This window comes from Streptomyces sp. NPDC025833, assembly GCF_055558055.1.
Genome location: NZ_JBVHNF010000002.1, coordinates 174,501 through 192,733, shown reverse-complemented (window position 1 = coordinate 192,733; position 18,233 = coordinate 174,501). Strand labels below are relative to the sequence as shown.

At 74.0% G+C, this 18,233-nt stretch carries 19 protein-coding genes; 11 read left to right on the top strand and 8 right to left on the bottom strand.

The genetic code is table 11. The annotated features are described in order from the left end of the window. Positions 1-35 precede the first annotated feature (35 nt). The 3 genes from ACZ4K2_RS03645 (at position 36) to ACZ4K2_RS03635 (ending at position 2,398) form a co-directional block, all read left to right on the top strand. Complete coding sequence (locus ACZ4K2_RS03645) at positions 36-869, top strand: alpha/beta fold hydrolase (RefSeq protein WP_467470074.1); 834 nt, start codon at positions 36-38, stop codon at positions 867-869. A gap of 159 nt (positions 870-1,028) precedes the next feature. Beyond that, positions 1,029-1,643, top strand: coding sequence for a DUF1326 domain-containing protein (locus ACZ4K2_RS03640; RefSeq protein WP_467470072.1), 615 nt, complete (start codon positions 1,029-1,031; stop codon positions 1,641-1,643). Further along, on the top strand, positions 1,640-2,398 hold the full coding sequence (locus tag ACZ4K2_RS03635) for a DUF2182 domain-containing protein (RefSeq protein ID WP_467470071.1): 759 nt from the start codon (positions 1,640-1,642) through the stop codon (positions 2,396-2,398). The genes ACZ4K2_RS03640 and ACZ4K2_RS03635 overlap by 4 nt, the downstream gene beginning before the upstream one ends. A 24-nt stretch (positions 2,399-2,422) precedes the next feature. On the opposite strand, the gene ACZ4K2_RS03630 is transcribed toward ACZ4K2_RS03635, so the two are convergent. Next, the gene (locus ACZ4K2_RS03630; protein WP_467470070.1) at positions 2,423-3,637 is read right to left on the bottom strand and encodes an erythromycin esterase family protein; all 1,215 of its coding nucleotides are present in this window, start codon (positions 3,635-3,637) and stop codon (positions 2,423-2,425) included. A gap of 58 nt (positions 3,638-3,695) precedes the next feature. On the opposite strand from ACZ4K2_RS03630, the gene ACZ4K2_RS03625 reads away from it, so the two are divergent. The 4 genes from ACZ4K2_RS03625 to ACZ4K2_RS03610 all read left to right on the top strand — a co-directional run bounded on the left by ACZ4K2_RS03625 (position 3,696) and on the right by ACZ4K2_RS03610 (position 7,552). Further along, entirely contained in the window at positions 3,696-4,445 is a 750-nt protein-coding gene (locus ACZ4K2_RS03625) for a TioE family transcriptional regulator (protein ID WP_467470068.1), read from the top strand. Positions 4,446-4,577: 132 nt separating this feature from the next. After that, positions 4,578-4,847: a DUF6199 family natural product biosynthesis protein gene (locus tag ACZ4K2_RS03620; RefSeq protein ID WP_467470067.1), complete on the top strand. Its 270-nt coding sequence runs from the start codon at positions 4,578-4,580 to the stop codon at positions 4,845-4,847. 130 nt (positions 4,848-4,977) lie between these two features. Then, positions 4,978-5,847, top strand: coding sequence for a class II glutamine amidotransferase (locus ACZ4K2_RS03615; protein WP_467470065.1), 870 nt, complete (start codon positions 4,978-4,980; stop codon positions 5,845-5,847). 340 nt (positions 5,848-6,187) lie between these two features. Beyond that, complete coding sequence (locus ACZ4K2_RS03610) at positions 6,188-7,552, top strand: alkaline phosphatase (protein ID WP_467470063.1); 1,365 nt, start codon at positions 6,188-6,190, stop codon at positions 7,550-7,552. A 40-nt stretch (positions 7,553-7,592) separates the two neighbouring features. Here the strand turns inward: ACZ4K2_RS03610 and ACZ4K2_RS03605 are convergent, their stop codons facing one another. From ACZ4K2_RS03605 to ACZ4K2_RS03595, 3 genes are all read right to left on the bottom strand, one after another. Then, positions 7,593-7,928: a DUF6980 family protein gene (locus ACZ4K2_RS03605; protein WP_467470062.1), complete on the bottom strand. Its 336-nt coding sequence runs from the start codon at positions 7,926-7,928 to the stop codon at positions 7,593-7,595. 9 nt (positions 7,929-7,937) lie between these two features. Continuing rightward, positions 7,938-8,810 (bottom strand): AraC family transcriptional regulator, encoded by an 873-nt coding sequence (locus ACZ4K2_RS03600; protein WP_467470060.1) that lies wholly within the window; start codon positions 8,808-8,810, stop codon positions 7,938-7,940. 199 nt (positions 8,811-9,009) lie between these two features. Then, positions 9,010-9,945 (bottom strand): zinc-binding dehydrogenase, encoded by a 936-nt coding sequence (locus tag ACZ4K2_RS03595; RefSeq protein WP_467470057.1) that lies wholly within the window; start codon positions 9,943-9,945, stop codon positions 9,010-9,012. Positions 9,946-10,012: 67 nt separating this feature from the next. Here ACZ4K2_RS03595 and ACZ4K2_RS03590 point away from each other — a divergent pair, with 67 nt between their 5' ends. Beyond that, entirely contained in the window at positions 10,013-10,672 is a 660-nt protein-coding gene (locus tag ACZ4K2_RS03590; protein WP_467470055.1) for a TetR/AcrR family transcriptional regulator, read from the top strand. A gap of 135 nt (positions 10,673-10,807) precedes the next feature. On the opposite strand, the gene ACZ4K2_RS03585 is transcribed toward ACZ4K2_RS03590, so the two are convergent. Beyond that, a complete protein-coding gene (locus ACZ4K2_RS03585; protein ID WP_467470053.1) occupies positions 10,808-11,596 on the bottom strand; it encodes an SAM-dependent methyltransferase in 789 nt (262 codons plus the stop codon). A gap of 265 nt (positions 11,597-11,861) precedes the next feature. Between ACZ4K2_RS03585 and ACZ4K2_RS03580 the strand changes: the two genes are divergently transcribed. Further along, positions 11,862-12,647: a hypothetical protein gene (locus ACZ4K2_RS03580; RefSeq protein ID WP_467470052.1), complete on the top strand. Its 786-nt coding sequence runs from the start codon at positions 11,862-11,864 to the stop codon at positions 12,645-12,647. 139 nt (positions 12,648-12,786) lie between these two features. On the opposite strand, the gene ACZ4K2_RS03575 is transcribed toward ACZ4K2_RS03580, so the two are convergent. The 3 genes from ACZ4K2_RS03575 to ACZ4K2_RS03565 form a co-directional block, all read right to left on the bottom strand. Beyond that, complete coding sequence (locus ACZ4K2_RS03575) at positions 12,787-13,683, bottom strand: aldo/keto reductase (RefSeq protein ID WP_467470049.1); 897 nt, start codon at positions 13,681-13,683, stop codon at positions 12,787-12,789. A gap of 422 nt (positions 13,684-14,105) precedes the next feature. Continuing rightward, positions 14,106-14,741 carry a response regulator gene (locus ACZ4K2_RS03570; RefSeq protein WP_467470047.1) on the bottom strand — a complete coding sequence of 212 codons (636 nt, stop codon included), beginning with the start codon at positions 14,739-14,741 and terminating at the stop codon, positions 14,106-14,108. Beyond that, positions 14,738-15,982: a sensor histidine kinase gene (locus ACZ4K2_RS03565; protein ID WP_467470045.1), complete on the bottom strand. Its 1,245-nt coding sequence runs from the start codon at positions 15,980-15,982 to the stop codon at positions 14,738-14,740. The genes ACZ4K2_RS03570 and ACZ4K2_RS03565 overlap by 4 nt, the downstream gene beginning before the upstream one ends. Positions 15,983-16,154: 172 nt before the next feature. Between ACZ4K2_RS03565 and ACZ4K2_RS03560 the strand changes: the two genes are divergently transcribed. Continuing rightward, the gene (locus ACZ4K2_RS03560) at positions 16,155-17,237 is read left to right on the top strand and encodes an ABC transporter permease (RefSeq protein WP_467470043.1); all 1,083 of its coding nucleotides are present in this window, start codon (positions 16,155-16,157) and stop codon (positions 17,235-17,237) included. After that, positions 17,234-17,950, top strand: coding sequence for an ABC transporter ATP-binding protein (locus tag ACZ4K2_RS03555; RefSeq protein ID WP_467470041.1), 717 nt, complete (start codon positions 17,234-17,236; stop codon positions 17,948-17,950). Before ACZ4K2_RS03560 ends, ACZ4K2_RS03555 begins: the two co-directional genes overlap by 4 nt. The last annotated feature ends 283 nt before the right edge of the window (positions 17,951-18,233 follow it).

Genomic DNA, 18,233 nt, shown 5'->3' with positions numbered 1-18,233 from the left:
CACCGCACCTCATCGACGCGGAAGGACCCGCCACCATGCCGTACTTCTCCGGAGCCGACGGAACCCGCCTGTTCCACACCGACTGGGGCCAGGGCAAGCCGGTGGTGTTCGTGGCCGGGGCCTGGCTCAGCAGCAGCTCGTGGGAGTTCCAGATGCTGCCGCTGTCCGAAGCGGGCCTGCGCTGCGTCGCCTTCGACAAGCGGGGGCACGGCCGCTCGGACTGGGTCGGGCACGGCTTCGACTACGACACCCTCGCCGACGACCTCGCGGCACTGCTCGACGGACTCGACCTGCGCGAGGTGACCCTGGTCGCGCACTCGATGGGCGGCGGCGAGGTCATCCGCTACCTGACCAGGCACGGCGCCGGCCGGGTCGCCCGGGTGGTGCTGCTCGCCCCCACCGCGCCCCTGATGATCCGCACCCCGGACAACCCCCAGGGCGTCGGCCAGGACCTCTTCGACGCCCAACTGGCGGAGCGGACCCGGGACCGGCCGAGGTGGATGGCCCGGAACGCGCAGGCCTTCTTCGCGACCCACCTCGGCAACGACATCTCCAGCGAGCTCGTGGAGTGGACGGTGCAGCGGTGCCTCGACTGCTCGGCCAAGGCGGCCATCGAGGTGATCCGGACAGGATGCTGCACGGACCTGCGCGAAGAGACCCGCGCGCTGCGGGTGCCGACCCTGATCATCCACGGCGACGCCGATGCCTCCGCCCCCGTCGGGCTCTGCGGCCGGCCGCTGGCGGACCTGGTGCCGGAGTGCGTCTACAAGGAGTACGCCGGAGCCGGACACGGCCTCTTCATCACCCACGCCGATCAACTCAACCGGGACCTGCTGGAGTTCGTCGGGGCCACCGCGGCGGCCCGCTGACGCTCCGCCGCCCCGCCGCCTCCCTGCTCCCTCGTTCATCCGGCGGATCTGCGGGACCGGGCACCCCGGGAATAGCCTGGAGTGGAGCGGACCGGCACGGGAGCGGCCCCCCGGATGCGGTCCCGTCGCCGCGGGGATGCGGAGCAGGGAGGCGCCACCATGCCCTGGAAGCTGAACGGGACGTACCTGGAGAGCTGCAACTGCGACGTGGTGTGCCCGTGCACCACGTCCGGCATGACCGCACCGGCCGACCAGGAGCGCTGTCAGGTGACCCTGGCCTTCCACGTGGACGGCGGGGACGTGGACGGCGTCGACGTGTCCGGCCGCAGCGTCGCCGTCTTCATCGACGCGCCCCAGGTGATGGCGGAGGGCGGCTGGCAGGTGGCGCTGTACGTCGACGCCGCCGCCGACGACGGCCAGGCGGCGGCGCTCGGCACGGTCTTCTCCGGCCGGGCCGGCGGGCCGATGGCGGCACTCGCCCCGCTGATCGGCCGGGTCCTGGGCGTGGAGCGCGCCCCGATCGACTACCGCGACGACGGCCGGCGCCACGCCGTGCGGATCGGCGACGCCATCGACATCGAGATCGAGGACCAGATCGCCCCGCAGCTCGGCGGCGACGGCCCGGTGATGGGCCTGACCGGCATGTTCCACCCGGCGAACAGCACACTGACGATCGCCCGCTCCACCCGGGCCACGGGCTCCGACGTGTACGGCCGGAGCTGGGACTTCACCGGCGGCAACGGCCATTCGGCGCCCTTCGCGTGGTCCGCGTGAGCGACGGGCGGGCCACCGCCCGCCGGGGGACGGGCCCCGCCGTCGTGCTGCTGGCCGTGGCGGCGGCCGGCTGGGCCTGGATCGCCGCGCGCCGGGGCGCGATGCCGGCGGCGCCCGGCACGATGGGCCTGGACCCGCCCCTCTTCCTGGCCGTGTGGACGCTCATGACGGCCGCGATGATGCTGCCCGCGACGGCGCCCGTGGCCGCACTGTACGCACGCACCATCACCACGCACCGGGCGCCGCGCATGGCGGTCTTCACGGCCGCCTACCTGCTGGTCTGGACCGCGGCCGGGCTGCCGGCGTACGCGCTGGCCGTCGCCCTGGACCGGGCGGGCGGCCTGCCCGCCACGGCGGGCGCGGCCGTGGCCGCCGCCGCGTTCGCGGTGAACGGCGTCTACCAGTTGACGCCCCTGAAGGACCGCTGTCTGGCGAGGTGCCGCTCACCGATCGGGATGATGCTGCGCTACACGTCGTACCCGGGGCCCTCCCGGGACGCCCGCGCCGGGGCCCACCACGGCGCCTTCTGCCTGGGCTGCTGCTGGTCGCTGATGGTGGTGCTGGCCGTGTTCGGCCTGATGAACCTGGGGGCCATGGCCGTCCTGGCCGCCGTGATCACCGTCGAGAAGACCGCTCCGGCCGGACGCCTGGTGGCCCGTGCCGCGGGGATCGCCTCGCTCGCCCTCGCCGTCGCCGTGTTCTGGGTCCCGGCCCTGGCGCCGGACCTCACCGGTGGCGGGACGGCCGGGATGTGACGGCGGCAGCCCCCGTGCGCCGCCTCACCGGGGTGCGTTCGGCGGTACATCCTTGACGAAGACGAGCGCGTCGCTCGCCGCCAGGCGGGCCGGGTCCAGCGGGGCATAGCCGAACCACGGGGAGACCCGGGGCCGCGGCCGCAGGCCGGCGAGGGCGCTGGCCAGCCGGGGCGCGTCCACGACGCAGCGTTCCTCCGGCAGCCCGTACAGGAGCCCCTCGACGGTGTCCGGCGGCGGCGCGTCCACACCGCGGTGCCGGATCGTGCCGAGCGCCGTGGCCACGAAGGCGTACCCGGCGCCGAGCCGGGCGCCCGCCAGCGCGCCGGCGCCCCACCACTCCACCGGCCGGCCGTCCATCCGTATCGTGCTCCTCACCCGCTGGAGGTGGGCGTTGTGCGCGTGCGCGAGGACGGGGCCCCGCGCGGCGAGAGCGAGGAGGTTGCGGGCCATCATCCGGTCCCGCGCCGCCACCAGCCGGGCCATGCGGACCGGTGAGGTGTCCGCCATCCAGTGGTGGTAGCGCAGCAGGCCGGTCGCGGTACGCCCGTGCAGCCGCGCCCGCTCCCAGTCGTCCCGGGAGGTCACCGCGAGCAGGTGGGGCGTCTGCTCGTCGAGCAGCGCCACCAGGTCGTCGGCGAGCAGCCGCAGCTCCGCGGCTTCGGCCGACCGTCCCACGGAGCGGGCCGGGTCCGTCATCGCGGCGGGCTCGATCCACCGGCCGTCGGCGCCGAGCAGGCGGTCGAGGGTCGCCGCGGTACAGGGCAGCAGGCCCGCGTCGACCCGGGCGGCCAGGTAGCCGTGCAATGCCGTGAGGGCCTGGCGGGGGCTCGCGGCGCCCGTCATCTCCAGCGGACCGTCGAACCCGGCGAAGCGCAACCGCTCGGCGGCGGGCCGGCCGTCGTTGTAGGCGCGCATCCAGCGCACCAGCTCGCGGTTGGGCGGGGAGGCGTTGAACCAGCCGTGACTGAAGCCGCGCTCCATCACGTCGTCGAGTGAGCCCGGGCCCCCGGTGACGTAGTCGTCCACGACCAGACCCCGCAGACAGTCGCTCTCGACGGCGATCGTCCGGTAGCCCTCCCGCTCGACGAGTTGCCGGAAGAGCTCGTTGCGCAGGCGCAGGAGGGAGTCCTCGCCGTGGGTCGGCTCGCCCAGGGCGAGCAGGCGCGGCCGCGCCGGGATCAGCTCCATGACGGCCGCGGCGTCGACGGCACGCACGGTGTCCTTGATGTCTGCGGTCATGGCTTCAACGGTATCGTTGAACCTTCGTTTGGAACTTCTCGCGGAAATCGGCAGGTTGATGGGTCGAAAGTCTCAAAGCCCGAAGCGGCTGCGACCGGTCGACCTGGCCCGCGGCCACGGTCTGTCCACGCAGGCGGTCAGGAACTACGAGGAGGCCGGCATCCTCCCGGCCGCCGACCGCACGCCGCACGGCTACCGGACCTACACCCCGCTGCACGCGGGGGCCCTGCGCGCCTTCCTCGCGCTGGTGCCGGGGCACGGCCACCCGACGGCGGCCGCGGTCATGCGGGCGGTCAACGGGGACGCGGTGGAGGAGGCGTTCCGCCTGATCGACGGGGACCACGCCCAGCTCCTCGACGACCGCCGGACCCTGGAGGCCGTGGAGGGCGCCCTGCGCGATCTGGGCTCCGGTACGGCGCCCGGGCCGGTCTCGGTGCCCGGTTCCGGCGGCACGTTCATCGGGCCGCTCGCGGAGAGCCTCGGGATCCGTCCCGCGACCCTGCGCAAGTGGGAGCACGCGGGACTGGTACGCCCCCGCCGCGACCCGCTGACCGGGTACCGCGTCTACGCCGAGGCCGACGTGCGCGACGCCCGGCTGGTCCACCAACTCCGGCGCGGCGGTCACCTCCTGGAGCAGATCGCCCCGCTGCTCGCCCAGGTGAGGGCGGCCGGCGGGCTGGAGCCGCTCGAAGCGGCCCTGCGCGACTGGCGCGGGCGGCTGTCCGCACGGGGACGCGCGATGCTGTCGGGCGCGGCCGAGCTGGAGGCGTACCTGCGCGCCCGTGAGCAGGAACCGTCGGGCACTTGACCCACGCGGCGACGGCCCGATCACACCGTTCCCGTCGGCCGGCTTCCCCGGCTTCCCCGACTTTCCCCGCTTCTCCGGCTTCCTCGGTGCACCCCCGTTTCCCTGAGAGCGCGTCAGGGCATCCGGAGATCCATGGATCGACAGGTACTGATACGGGCCGCCTCGGACGGCGGTGGCGGCAACCCCTTCCTCATCGTGTTCTTGTGCCTCTTCCTGATCGCGGGGCTCGTCCAGGTCGTACGCCCGCAGCTGTTGTGGCGCGCGAACAGGAACCTCCAGCGCGGCTGGGTGAAGGACCCCGACGCCACCGAGCCCACGGCGAAGGGGTACGCCGTGCAGCGGGTGACCGGAGTGCTGTTCCTGGCGGTCGCCACCTGGATGCTGGTGCAGCAGGTCTCGTGAAACCGGTGGCCGTGCGGCACCCGAGCCGTTCGCCCGCCCGCGGTACGGCGGAGCCGCGGGCGGCGCTGAAGTGGTCGGCGCCCTCCGCCACTGGGACAATCGGCCTGTCCGGCGATCGAGGAGGAAGCCCGTGTGCCGCCTGTTCGGCCTCAGCAGTGCCCCGACCCGCACCCACGCCACCTTCTGGCTCCTCGACGCGCCCGACAGCCTCAGCCGCCAGAGCCGTCACGACCCGGACGGCACGGGCCTCGGGTACTTCGCCGACGACGGCACCCCACGCGTCGACAAGGCCCCCCTCGCGGCCTACGAGGACCGTGCCTTCGCCCAGGAGGCACGTCATGTGCGGTCGGCCACCTTCCTCGCCCATGTGCGCTTCGCCTCCACGGGCGGCCTGGACACCCGCAACACCCACCCCTTCGAGCTGCAAGGGCGGCTGTTCGCGCACAACGGGGTCATCGAGGGCTTGGACCGGCTCGACGAGCACCTGGGCGAGGGCCGGTCACTGGTGAAGGGCGACACCGACTCCGAGCGGTTCTTCGCGCTGATCACCGAGGAGACGCGCAAGCACGACGGCGACGTCTCCGCGGGGATCGAGCAGGCCGCGCGGTGGATCGCCGGGAACCTGCCCGTCTACGCCCTCAACCTCGTCCTCATCACCCCCGACCGGCTGTGGGCGCTGCGTTACCCGGACACGCACGAGCTGTACGTCCTGGAGCGAGCGGCGGGCGGCGAGCACGGGAGCCGGCACCTGGACCACACGGGCAGCCACGGCCGGATGCGCGTCCACTCCGCCCACCTGGCCGAACATCCGGCCGTCGTCGTCGCCAGCGAACGCATGGACGACAACCCCCGCTGGCGCCTGCTGGAACCCGGCGAACTCCTGCACGTCGGCCCCGGCCTGCACACCACCCGGCGGGTGATCCTGCCCGATCCGCCGTCGCACCGGCTCACCCTCGACGACCTGCGCCCCGAGGCGGCGGCCTCGCAGAAAGCCGCGTGAGCCGGACGCCGGCCGGGCTCGCACGGACCGGGGCAGGGAACACCTCCGTGCCGGGCTCCGTTCTCCCGGCTGGTGACGAGGCCGTCGGCGGGCCCCACCGGCCTCCCGGTCACGGTCGGAGCAGGCCGTTCGCGTGGTGGCTCCGTCGTCCGCCGGCCGGATTCACCGCCGAGAGGACGCCGGTCCGTTCCGCATACCGGCGCCGGGCGCACCCGGGCGCGTGTCACGTTCCCGATGCACACACATGAGCGGGTGTTCACCTGCGCTTCGCAAACGCCTGGTGATCTGGCTCCCGTTGGTGCCCACATGGTTCCAACGGGACGCTTCAAGGAGTCATTCCATGCACAGACCCGCCCGCCGTCACCTCATCGTCGCCACCGCCCTCGTCGCCGCGACCACGGCCGCCGTGGCCGTGACCACCGCCGCCGGCGCCTCCGACAACGCGCAGCAGGCGAAGGACGCGATCAAGGGCGGGAAGGCGAAGAACGTCATCCTGCTCATCGGTGACGGCATGGGTGACTCGGAGATCACCCTCGCCCGTGACTACACCGTCGGCGCCAACGGCCGCCTGAACATGGACAAGTTCCCGCTCACCGGCGCCTACACCACGTACGCGGTGCACGCCGACGGCACCCCGGACTACGTCACCGACTCCGCCGCCAGCGGCACCGGTTGGGCCACCGGTGTGAAGACCGTGAACGGCCGCATCTCCAAGACGCCCGGCACCGACAAGCCGGTGAAGACCCTCCTGGAGCTGGCGCAGCGCAACGGCTATGCCACCGGCAACGTCACCACCGCCGAACTGACCGACGCCACCCCGGCCGTGCTCGCCTCCCACGCCACGGACCGCTCCTGCCAGGGCCCGGCCGACATGGCCAAGTGCCCCACCGACACGATCGCCGCGGGCGGTCCCGGCTCGATCGCCGAGCAGGAGGTCAACCACAAGGTCGACGTCCTCATCGGCGGCGGCAGGCAGCGCTTCGACCAGACGATCACCCAGGGCAGGTACAAGGGCCTCACCGTCACCCAGCAGGCCAGGAAGCTCGGCTACCAGGTCGTCACCGACGCGGCGACCCTGAAGGGCGCCAAGGCCGGCAAGCCGGTGCTGGGCCTGCTCTCCTCGGGCAACGTGCCCACCGAGTGGACCGGCAAGGCGGCCGCGGTCGGCGGCACCAGCCCGCAGCGGTGCGTCACCGCCAACCCGAACCGGCCGTCGACCACCCCGAGCCTCGCGGACTCCGCCACCAAGGCGCTCCAGCTCCTTGAGGACAAGCAGCGGCGGATCCACTCCAAGCAGGGCTTCTTCCTCCAGATCGAGGGTGCCTCGATCGACAAGCAGGACCACGCCGCCGACCCCTGCGGCCAGATCGGCGAGACCGCGGCGTTCGACCGCGCGGTGAAGGTCGCGCGCGCCTACGCGGCCAAGCACCCCGACACCCTCGTGGTCACCACCGCCGACCACGGCCACACCAGCCAGATCGTCCCGCTGGAGGCCACCCCGCCCGGGCTGACCAGCACTCTCGTCACCAACGAGGGCCAGCAGCTCAAGGTCAACTACTCCACCAACACCCCGGGCCAGTCCCAGGAGCACACGGGCACCCAGGTCCGCATCGCCGCCCAGGGCCCGCTGGCCTACCGCGTCCTCGGCGTGACCAACCAGACCGACCTGTTCACCACGGTCCGCGAGGCGCTGCGCCTGCGCTGACGGTGTGCACGGGGGAGCGGGCGGCGCACACCGGCCCCCCTCACACCCCTTCGGAAGAGCGTGCCGTCGGACCGACGGCACGCTCTTCCCGGTACCGGCCCGGCCCCGGGGCACCCGCCACGTGCCGGGCCGGGGCCCCACCGGAGCTTCCTCGGAGGGTGAGCCGGCGGTGATCCCGGAACCCGGCGGGCACCTCGTCCTCCCCGGGATCGATGCCGCGCCGCGCCGGCTCGTCGAACCACCGGTCGCGCTGCGACTCGGGGAGCCGCCGTCCGCACCAGGGGCAGAAGCCGATCCCGACGCCCGACGTACCGCCGTCATGGGTGATCAGCCCGTGCTCCCGGAACCTGGCGCCGAAGCCGATCGCCGGAGCCACCGGCGGCGCTCAGACCGCCGTACGGGTCACCGGGATCCACAGTTGCGCGTCGGACTGCGCCGGGTCGCCCTCGGACGGGCGGGTGCGCAGGATCTCCGGCCCCGGACGGTACTCGTACGGATTGGACGGGATCCACTGGGCGGCGACGTCACCCCACATCCGCTGGAGGGCCTGCGGGAAGGGCCCGGTGTTCTCGAACACGGCCCAGGTTCCCGCCGGGCAGTCCAGCACGTCGAGGTCCCCGGGCACCTCGGCGGCCGTGGTCGTCACGGCGTGGTAGTAGTCGAGTGCGCTCCCTTCCTGGAAGTCGTCCGACAGGCGCACGGTCGCCGACACCACGCCCCGCGGGTCCTGGTCCGGCAGAGCGGCGATCCGCAGCATCGTCTCCGGCGGGATGCTCCGGATGTGCTCGGCGATGTGCGGGTTGACGCCCCGGTGGATCAGCGGGACGCGGGCCTTCCTGCCGACGACCCGGAATGCCCGCTTCTCCACGATGCGGTACCGCATGGTGCTGTTCCCTTCGACGGTGAGGCGGAAGGAGAGCCGGGGCTGCGAGTTCAGCGCCGCGCCGGTCCGCCTCGCCTCGCCGGGTCCGACCCCGTGCACGGCGCGGAACGCCCGGGCGAAGGCCTCCCCCGAGGTGTAGCCGTAGCGCACCGCGATCTCCAGCAAGGTCGGTTCCCCGGCCAGCACCGCGGCCCCCGCCACGGTGAGCCGCCGGCGCCGGACGTACTCCGACAGCGGCATCCCCGCCAGCGACGAGAACAGCCGCCGGAAGTGGTACTCCGACGTGGCCGTGACGCGGGCCAGCGCGGACACCTCGATGTGCTGGTCGAGGCGGTCCTCGATGTGCTCCATGGCCTGGTTCAGCCGATCCAGCAACCCGGGCCTCCTTCCCTTCCGGTCACCGACGCTACGGAGGACGGGCCCCGCCGCACCCGACGTTCCGTGCCCGCTCCGGTCGGGTACGGCGGATCCGCCGGTCCGCGCCCGCGCGGCAGCGGTCCGGTCCGGCGTCCCGCGGCCGGCCGGGCCCCAGGCCGGTACGACAGCGACCGCACCGGCTCTTCCGTCTCGCCGTTCAGCGGATGTCGATCACGGCCTTGCCCGGCACGCGGCGGGCCGCCAGTTCGGCGGTCGCCCGGGTCACGTCCGTCCAGTCCGTACGCAGCGCGACTTGCGGATCCAACTCACCGCGCGCGGTGAGCGCGGCGAGCCAGGTGAGGTCGGCGCCCAGTCCCACGGCATCGTCGAGCAGGTAGTAGGTGGCGATCTGGCGGTTGTGGCGGCGGCCGTGGCCGAACAGGGCGCCGAAGGGGAACTGTTCCCCCTGGCCCGAGATGTGCCCCGCGCTCACCAGCACGCCGTGCTCCGCCAGGGCACCGTGCGCGGTGACCAGGTGGGCGCCGCCGACCAGTTCGACCACGCCGTGCACCGGCTCGATGTCCTGGAGCGAGGCCGGATCCGTGACGACCTCGTCGGCGCCGAGGGCGCGCAGGTCCTCCGCCTTCGCCGGATCACCGGTGACCGCGGTGACATGGGCGCCGCCCCGGGCCGCCAGCTGGAGGGCGAAGCGGCCCACGCCGCCGCCCGCGCCGGTCACCAGGACGCGCCGCCCCAGGATCGGGCCGATGCGGTGCAGGGCGCGCAGAGCCGTCCCCGCGGCGACCGGCAGGGTGCTGATCGGGCCGAGATCGGTTCCTTCGGGCACGGTGCCGATCAAACCGGTGTCCACGGCCCGCAGTTCCGCCCACGCGCCGTCGGCCGCAACGGTGACCACGGGTGTGCCGGGCGGGGGACCGGAGCCGTCGGCGGCCGCGCGGATCACGACACCCGCGGCGTCCCAGCCGGGCACCGTGCCGGCTTCGCCCTCGGGGACCGCATGGTGGACCTCGCCCGCGTTGAGGGAGAACGAGTGGACTTGTATCAGAGCCTGGTGGGCCGCGGGTTGGGGGTCGGCGACCGTGGTGAGCGCGAGGTGTCCCGGGGCCGAGTGATCGATCGTCAGTGCCTTCACGCCCCCGAATGTGCCACTGAGGGGCACTAGCCAACAAGTGGCAAATGAGCCTGATAGGCTCGAGTTCGTGCCGAAGGACCCGGAGAACCTGCCGCTGCGTGAGCGCAAGAAGCTGCGGACCCGCCAAGCCCTGGTCGTCACGGCCCTCGCACTCTTCACCGAGCGGGACTTCGACACCGTCACACTGGACGAGATCGTCGATGCGGTGGAGGTCTCCAAACGCACCTTCTTTCGCGTGTTCACGTCGAAGGAAGACGTGGCCCTGGCCCCGGAGAAGGAGCTGTGGGACGCGTACCTGGCCGATGTCCGGACGCGGCCCCTGACTACCGAGCGCCTGCTCGGCGCGTACGAGGACGCGCTGTTCGCCGCGCTCGGGCGGATGACGGACGGGTGGGAGCAGCGCTTCGTGGCCAGCCGCGGTCTGACCGACCGCACCCCCGCGCTGACCGCCCACAGTCTGCGCCACTGCGCGGAGGTCTCCGCGGACGTGGTGCGGATCGTGGCGGACCGGCTCGCCGAGAACTCCCCGGGCCGCACCCAACTCCGCCTGCTGCTGGACCTCATGCTCGCCGCCTGGCACTGCGCACTGGAGTCCTGGAACGCGTCGGACGCCGCGCGACGGGACCGTGCGGCACTCGTCCGGCACATGCGTCAGGCCTTCGCGGCGATCCCCGAGGTCGCCGCCCTGGCGGTGCGGAGCGGCGACCCCGGCAACGGACAGCGGTGACCGGCCCCGGTACGCCGGACGCTGGGCCGGCGGTGTGTCACGGCCAGGACGGCTCTGGCGGCGCAGAGGAGCGCGAGGGCGGCGCACCCGTGGGCGCGCGGCAGGGGAGGCCCGGGGCCCGCCTCGGTCGGCGCCTCAGGAGACGCGCGCCACGCCCGCGTAGATGCCGCTGCCCTCCGGCGCCGGGGCCGGGGCGGACTTGACCCACTCCGTCGCCGTCACCAGGCCGGGGGCCACCAGCTCCATGCCGTCGAAGAACCGGCCGACCTCCGCCCGGGTGCGGAAGCCGAGCTCGATGCCGCCCTTGGCGTACTCGGCGGTCACCTGCGCGGCGAGTTCCGGGAACAGGTCGGACGCGGCGTGCGACAGCACGAGGTAGCTGCCCGGAGGGAGGGTGGCCACCAGGTTCCGGACGATGCCGTGCGCGTCCTGAGCATCGGGGATGAAGTGCATCAGCGCGATGAGGGACAGCGCTATCGGACGGTCGAAGTCCAGTATCCGCTGGGCGTGTTCGACGATGCCCTGCGGCTGCCGGACGTCGGCCTCGATGTAGTCGGTCATGCCCTCGGGCCGGCTGACCAGCAGTGCCTCGGCGTGCCGGAGGACGATCGGGTCGTTGTCGGTGTAGACGACCTTCGCCGTCGGCACGATCTTCTGCACGATCTGGTGGAGGTTGGGCTCGGTCGGGATGCCCGTGCCGATGTCCAGGAACTGGTCGACGCCCTGCCCGGCGAGCCAGGCGGCCGCCCGGTGCATGAACTGGCGGTTCTGCCGCGCCGCGGCCTTCGCCTCGGGTGGCAGGTGCGCCCCCACCGCCTCGTCGACCGGATAGTTGTCCTTGCCGCCCAGGAGCCAGTCGTAGACCCGCGCGGGGTGTGCCTTGCTGGTGTCGATCGGCGCGGGTGACTGTGGGGCGGTCGTCATGGCAACTCCAGGGCGCTGTCGGGCAGATCAGCCGGTAGGTGATCACCATACTCGGGCGTGGACACGGCGCGTTCGCGGGCCGCCTCCGGGCGGAGGGGGCAACTCCCGTCCGGGTGCGGGCCGATGACTGAGGTTCTTGAGGTCCGGCGCCCTACGACCCACCTCCGCACGGCCGTTGTGAGCCGGATCACGCTCCGATCACCGCATCCCTTCGCGCCGCCCCCTGGTCGGATCAATGGACGAGATCGTTTAAGGGGTAATGAAGATGAACAAGCGCACTCTGCTGGCGGCCGCGGCCCTCTGCGCCACGGCGGTGACGACGCTCACCGCCTGCGGAGACGACAAGACGGCCGACGCCAAGGGGGCGGGTGACTCCGTGTCCGCGACGCCGTCGCCCGCGAAGCCGGCCGATCAGCTCAAGGGGCTGACTCCTGACCAGATTTCCGAGAAAGCCCGCGTGGCCATGACGAAGCTGGACTCCGTCAGGGTCAAAGGCGGCATGACCACCGACGGTGAGCGCTCGACCCTCGACTTCGCCGTCGCCCGGAAGGGTGTCTGCCAGGGCACTCTCGGCAACGGGAGCGCGGCCGCCCAGATCCGTCAGGTCGGTGGCGTCACCTACGTGAAGGGTGGCGACACGTTCTGGCGGGAGACGGGCGGCGACAAGGGCGCGTCGGCCGAGGAGGCGGAAGGCACGGCCCGGCTGCTGAAGGGACGCTGGCTCAGGTTACCCGCGGGAGAGAAGGCCGAGGACAAGTTCCCCTTCTGCGACGTCACCCGGATGTTCGAGGACGACGGCAAGAAGACTCGCCTCACCAGGGGCGCGGACACCGAGGTCGACGGCAGGCGCGCGGTGACGCTCAACGGGAAGGACGGCGCCGAGAAGCTGACCCTCCTCATCGCCGCCGAGGGGGAGCCCTACGCGCTCAAGATGACCATCGAGGGTGGCGAGGAGGCCGGTTCGTTCGAGTTCTCCGGGTTCGACGAGCCGGTGTCCGTCACGCCCCCGCCGCCCGGCGAGGTCGTGGACGCGTCGAAGCTCCAGGACTGACCCCGGGTTCCGCCGCCCCGGCCGGACCGGCTCGGGGCGGCGGAACCGCGACGGCGTCGCCGGCGGGTGCGGGCCCCTCGTGCCGGGCCTCGCCGAAGGACCGGCCGGGAACACCGCGGGCGCTTCGCGCCGGGTGCGCTCAGAGCCGCAGGAGCCTCTGCTCCTCGGCCGAGAACCTCAGCGACCCGGCCGCGATGTTCTGCTCCAGGTGACCGGGGTCCCCGGTCCCCGGGATCGCCAGGACGTGCGGGCCCTGGTGCAGGGTCCAGGCCAGGCGGACCTGCGCGACGGAGACTCCGTGCGCGCGGGCGACGGACCGCACCTCCGCCCGCTCGCCGTCCCGGGCCGCCGGGCCCGCCTCGCGCCCGGCACCGGCGATGGCGAAGAACGGCACGAAGGCGATGCCCAGTTCACCGCAGCGCTCCAGCAGCGCCTGCTCCGCGTCGGACGCGCCGACGCCGTACGGGTTCTGCACGCAGACGACGGGAGCGATGGCGAGTGCCTCCGTCAGCTGCTCCGGCGTGACGTTGGAGACGCCCAGGTGCCGGACCAGACCCGCGGCGCGCAGCTCGGCCAGCGCGCCGAAGTGCTCGCCGATCGGACCCTGGCGCCGGCTGGGCGGCACCCGCAGGTTCACCACGTCCAGGTGGTCCCGGCCGAGCTGCCGCAGGTTCTCCTCCACCTGGGCGCGCAACTGCGCCGGGCGGGCCCACCACCAGGCACGCGAGGCGTCACGGCCCGGCCACACCTTCGTCGCGATGACCAGGTCCTCCGGGTACGGCGCCAGCGCCCGGTTGATCAGCTCGTTGGCGGAACGCGTCGCGGAGAAGTAGAACGCGGCGGTGTCGATGTGGTTCACGCCCAGTTCGACGGCCCGCCGCAGCAGGCCGATCGACCGGTCCCGGTCGCACGGTGCGCCGCGGTCGAACGGCGCCGTACCCGTCAGGTGCATCGCGCCCAACCCCAGTCGTTGTACGGTCAGTTCACCGAGTCGCCAGGTGCCGGCGGCCGCGGCGGTGCGGGTTCGTTCGTGCATGGGCAGCCTCTTTCACGCGAGGGGTGGGACGGAGGTGGGGGACCCGGCGGCCCCGGCGCGCGGAGGCGGGCCGGACGGCTTCGAGACGGGTCGGCGCTGCCGGGGCGCTCGCCCGGGCATGAGAAAAGCCTCCTCGGCGGACCGCTGTCCGCACCGAGAAGGCTTGCGTGTGCCGGTATCTTAGCAGGCTCCCGCCGACCCGGCCGGGCAGACCGCGCGCGTGCGCCCGGCCGTCGTACCGGCGGGCCCCGGAGCGGCCCGGGCAGCGCCAAGGTGCCCGGCCACCGGACCTCCCCGGGCGCGCACGCCGGCCCGTGACAACGCGCCGGCCCGTGACAGCGCACCGGCCCGTGACAGCGCACCGGCTGCCCGGCGGCGGGCGGGCTCCGTGGCCCTGTCCTGTCGTCGGGCGGCGGCCCCGGTCAGCGGCGGATGAGGCCGAGGCCGGTGGCGGCGGCCACGGCGGCGGTGCGCGAGTCGACGTCCAGTTTCGTGTAGACGCGGGCGAGGTGTGACTTCACGGTGCCCTCGGTGAGGTGCAGGCGTTCGCCGATCGCCTGGTTGGACAGGCCCTCGGCGACCAGGGCGAGCACCTCCGTCTCACGCGGGGTCAGGGCGGTCGCGGGGGTCCGCAGCCGGTTCATCAGCCGGGCCGCGACCGCGGGGGCCAGCGCGGTGCGGCCGGCGGCGGCGGTGCGGACGGCCGCCGCCAGCTCCTCGGGCGGCGCGTCCTTGAGCAGGTAGCCGGTCGCTCCGGCCTCGATGGCGGGCAGGGTGTCGGCGTCGGAGTCGTAGGTGGTGACGATCAGCACCCGGGGTGCGCCGGGGCGTGCGGTGATGGCGGCGGTGGCCTGTGCGCCGCCCATGCCCCTGCCGAACCGGAGGTCCATGAGGACGACGTCGATGTCGCCGCCGGCGGCCCGGGCGACGGCTTCCTCGGCGGTGGCCGCCTCGGCGACGACCACGAGTCCGGGTTCGGTCTCCAGCACGGCGCGCAGCCCGGCCCGGACCACGGGGTGGTCGTCGGCCAGGAGGAGGCGGACGGGGGTGTCGGTCACGGGCGGGCCTCGGGCTCGGTCGCCGGGGGCGGCGACGGGGACGGGAGCGGGGGCAGGGGCAGCCGGGCGGTCAGCGCGGTGCCGTGCCCGGGGGCGGAGGTGACGGTCAGGGTGCCGCCCAGGGCCTGTGCGCGGGCCCGCATGGCGGTGAGCCCGAAGCCACCGCCCTCGGGGCCGGGGGCGGGCAGCCCGCCGGCGTCGAACCCGGTGCCGTCGTCGACGACGGAGAGGACGACCTGGTCCCCGGCGCGGCCGAGGGTGACATCGGCGCTGGTGGCGCCCGCGTGGCGGACGGTGTCGGCGAGGGCGGACTGGGCGATGCGCAGCAGGGCGACCTCGTACGCGGTCGGCAGCTGCGCCGGGGCGCCGGCGAGGTCGCAGCGCACGGTGAGCCGGTGCCGGGCGCCGGTGGTCGCGCACAGGCGTCGCAGCGCGTCGGCGAGCGTGGCGCCCTCCAGCGCGGGCGGCGCGAGGGCGGCGACGAAACGGCGGGCCTCGGCCAGGTTGTCCATGGCGGTCTGCCGCGCTTGGTCGACGTGCCGGGCGGCGGCCTCGGGCCGCCCGGGAAGGGAGCGCTCGGCGGCCCGCAGCAGCAACTGGATGCTGGTCAGCCCCTGGGCGAGGGTGTCGTGGATCTCGTGCGCCAGCCGTTCGCGCTCGGCGAGGACACCGGCGGTGTGCTGCGCGGTGGCGAGGTCGGCGCGGGTCGCGGTGAGTTCCTCGATCAGCCGGCGCCGCTGCTCGCTCTCCCGGTACAGGGCCTGGTAGCCCCACACCACGGCGACGGCCACGGCGGCACCGAGCGCGGGCCCGATGGCCATGGCCGGGCCGAACGCGTCCTGGTGGGCGGCGAAGCCCGCGACGGCCGCGACCGCGGTGGCCGCCACCGCGGCGAGTCCCGCCCGCCGGGACAGCAGGTGCAGCTGGAGGAAGTAGAGCGGGAAGGCGACCCAGACGGCGTCGGCGGACAGGACCAGCAGCGTCAGCCACACCAGGCCGACGGCGGCCAGCCACAGCGCGGCGGCCCGCCGGGAGCGCCGGACGCGGGACAGGGCCGGGCCGACCGCGTAGACCAGCGCGCAGAGCGCCGCGACGGCGACGACCGCCCCGGCGTGCGGCAGGCCGCCGCCGACGGCGCGCACCCCGGCCAGGGCGAGCAGGGCGACGACCAGCAGGTGCAGGCACCAGGCCAGCGCGCGGGTGGTCGGGATCGGGGTCGGGGGCGGAGCGGTGGTGTTCACGGTCCTCTCAGACTAGGCAGGCGCAACGGTTCGGGCCTCTGCCGAAAGTTACAACTCGGGTGCCGCCTTTCCGCCCCCGAAGTGTGGTCCTCGGCCGGATGCCCGGGCGGGGGGCGGGCCGCGACGGTGGAGACCCAACGCTTCCACCACCGAAGAGGGCAGGACCGAGGCAGTGTTCGTCGCCTGGAGAGACCTCAGGTTCGCCAAGGGGCGCTTCGCCCTGATGGGGACCGTCATCGTACTGATCACCCTGCTGGTCGGGCTGCTGTCCGGCCTGACCGCGGGGCTGGCACAGCAGAACGTTTCCGCGATCACGTCCCTGCCCGCCGACAGGATCGTCTTCGACGCGCCCGGCGACGGGCGGGAACCGGTGTACTCCGACTCCACCGTCACCGAGGAGCAGTGGCGGCGGTGGGCCGGGACCCCCGGCGTCACCGGCGCCGAACCACAGGGCATCACGACCACCAGGGCCACCGCGGGGAACCGGAGCACCGGCGTCGGTGTCCTCGGCGTACGGCCCGGCTCGCCCCTCGCGCCGGACAGCGGCTCGCTCGGCGCCCGCACCGCCGTGCTGTCCACCACGGCCGCCGGCGAACTGGGCCTCGAACGCGGGGACACCTTCACCCTCGCCGGACGGCGGCTGACGGTCGGCGCCGTCCGGGGCGACGCCCACTACAGCCACACCCCGGTCGTCTGGACCGACCTCGCCGTCTGGCGCCGGGCCGCACCGCCCGCCGACGGCGCGCCGTTCGCGACCGTGATCGCCCTGACCACCACCTCCGGCGCGGACGTGGCGGCGGCCGACCGGGCCGCGGGCACGAAGACGCTCACCAAGGACGACTCGCTGGCCGCGATCGGTTCGTACCGCTCCGAGAACGGCTCCCTGCAGTTGATGCGCGGCTTCCTGTTCGTCATCTCCGCCCTGGTGATCGGCGCGTTCTTCACCGTGTGGACCATCCAGCGCAGCGGCGACGTCGCCGTGCTGAAGGCGCTGGGCGCGTCCACCGCCGGCCTCCTGAAGGACGCGCTCGGCCAGGCCGCCGTGCTGCTCCTCGCGGGCACGCTGACCGGTACCGGCATCGCCGTCGGCATCGGCGCCGCCGTGGCCGGCTCCGCCGTGCCGTTCGTCCTCGACCTCGCCACCGTCCTCGTACCGGCGGCGGTGACGGTCCTGCTCGGCGTGGCCGGGGCCGCCCTGGCCGTCCGCCGCGTCACCTCCGTCGACCCGCTGACCGCCCTGGGGAGCGCCCGATGAGCCTGCGCCTGACCGGCATCACCCTGACCTACCCCGACGGCGACTCCCGTCTGACGGCCCTCGACCACGTCGACCTGGACGTCCCCCGGTCCACCCTGACCGCGGTCGTCGGCCCCTCCGGCTCCGGCAAGTCCAGCCTGCTCGCCGTCGCCGCCACCCTGATCGGCCCCGACACCGGCACGGTCACCGTCGACGGCACGGTCACCACCGGCATGACCCGCGGCGAACTGGCCGAGCTGCGCCGTCGCCGGATCGGCATCGTCTTCCAGCAGCCCCACCTGCTGCCGTCGCTGACCGCGGTCGAACAGCTCCAGGTCCTCGCCCACATCGACGGCCGCCCGCCCGCCAAGGCCCGCGGCCGGGCCATGGAACTGCTCGACGCCGTCGGCCTGGCGGACCTGGCCCACCGCCGCCCCCACCAGCTCTCCGGAGGGCAGCGCCAGCGGGTCAACATCGCCCGCGCGCTGATGAACGACCCGACGGTGCTGCTGGTGGACGAGCCCACCAGCGCTCTCGACCACGAACGCGGCACGGCCGTCATGGAGCTGATCACCCGCCTCACCCGCCGGCAGGCCACCGCCACCGTCCTGGTCACCCACGACCGCACCCACCTGGCGGCCGCCGACCGCATCGCCGAGATCCACGACGGCCGCCTCACCACCTGGGCGCCGGCCGCCGCCGAGGGCGACGGGATGGGGAGGGCGTCCCGGTGAGGGCGCGACGCCCGCGCCACCGGCACGGGAGCCGGGGGCGGGCGTCGGCCACGGCCGGGTCCAGCTGCGAGGGGCGGGCCTGACGTCCGCACGGCCGGGTCCGGCAACCGCCGCGCCGATCCCGGCCGACGCCGTGACCGATCCCGGTGCCGGCCCCCGCCGGCGGCGGACCGGACCGCTGCCCGGACTCCAGGGCCATGGGGGACCGCCGGGCCGGCCATCTCCCTGGGCGGCCCGGCCCGCACCGCCGGCCCGGCCCGCTCGCCCTGAGCCCGCCCCCACT